The organism is Amycolatopsis sp. NPDC049252 (genome assembly GCF_043197175.1).
Lineage (GTDB): Bacteria > Actinomycetota > Actinomycetes > Mycobacteriales > Pseudonocardiaceae > Amycolatopsis.
On sequence record NZ_JBICSQ010000026.1, the window covers coordinates 103,062 to 104,406 of the forward strand.

General features: G+C 69.7%; 2 protein-coding genes. Both read left to right on the forward strand.

Annotated elements, in window-relative coordinates:
• Positions 1-112: 112 nt before the first annotated feature.
• Entirely contained in the window at positions 113-895 is a 783-nt protein-coding gene (locus ACGFMK_RS25630; RefSeq protein WP_392767964.1) for a hypothetical protein, read from the forward strand.
• Between the two features lie 11 nt (positions 896-906).
• On the forward strand, positions 907-1,345 hold a 439-nt coding region (locus ACGFMK_RS25635; RefSeq protein ID WP_392767966.1), incomplete at its 3' end, for a hypothetical protein.

The window sequence follows — 1,345 nt, forward strand, 5'->3', positions numbered from 1 at the left end:
ACACCCTGCCCTGCCGGAGATCTCGCACCCCTAGGGTCTCCGGTAGGGGTTAATGAGCTGGGGGTCGTCCATTTAGGCTTGACGCGAATTCCTGATTACTGGGGAGCATGTTATGAATGATTTCACCGAATGGCGAATCCTGAAGAACGGCGCGAAGAACGACTTCGTGCTCGCGGTCGACTTCTATTCCCCCGGCCGGGCCGAAGCGACGTTCTCCGACCTGGCGCCGGCGCTGAGCGTGCCCAGCACGGTCTGGGAGACGATGCAGCCGGAGCCGGGCACCGAGGAGAACATGACCGGTGACGACTACCTGAACCGGTGGCTCGACGCGCTGCCCGACGGCGAGATCCGCGGCGTGCTCGGGTTCTGCGTCGGCGGCGTCTACGCCTCGGCGCTGGCCCGCCGGATCGGCGAACGCCGGGGCAGGCAGCCCGCGGTCGTCATGTTCGACCCGGAGCCGGTCGGCTCGATCGTGCTGTACTGGCAGTTCCACAAGCTGCTGGACAAGCTCGTCGGCGTGCTGACCCCGCAGGAGATCGAGGAGTCCAAGGCCAAGGGTTACGCCGAGGCCGAGGGCGCCGACGACCTCGTCGTGCTCGGCGACTCGCTGATCAAGCTCTACCGCGAGGTCGGCCACGTCGGCCTCGGCCGGCTCGGCCTCAACGAGGCGCGCCGCAACGAGATGATGAGCTGGTTCGACGCCTACGTGCACTACCTCGTCGGCGCGACCCAGGTCGAGACGGCCACCGACCTGAGCACCTGCACCGTGATCAACTCCGACGCCCCCGCGGACGGCCGCCACCTGGCCGGCGCCGAGCTTTCCTTCGACCTCGACCGCCATGACCTGCTTCGCCGCTCCGCGGTGGCCGAAGCCGTGTCGGGCCTGCTGAAGTAGGAGAAACCACGATGCGCACGTTCACCGGCAAGGGCCCGGGGCAGGACGTCGACGTACCGGCGAGAGCCGGCGTCACGCCCAAGGAAGAGGCGCTGTGGTTGCTGGACCGGCTGGTCCCGGGCAGCGGCGTCAACACGGTCGCGGTGCGGTTCGAGGTGCCGGTCGCGCTGGACCCGGCGGTGCTCGCGGAAGCGGCGCGGCTGGTCCAGCGGCGGCACCACGGGCTGCGCCGGATCTTCCACGACGAGGGCACCCGCCTCACCGCCGAGGTGCTGCCCGCGTCCGCGGTCACGCTCGACGTGTCCACTGTGGACACGAGCCGGGAGCTGGTGGACGCGCAGGTCGCCGGGTTCGCGGCCACGCCGCTCGAGATCGGCGGGACGCCGCCGATCCGGCTGGCGCACTTCCGCTGCCCGGACGGCGACGTGGTGTGCGTCTCGGCGCACCACC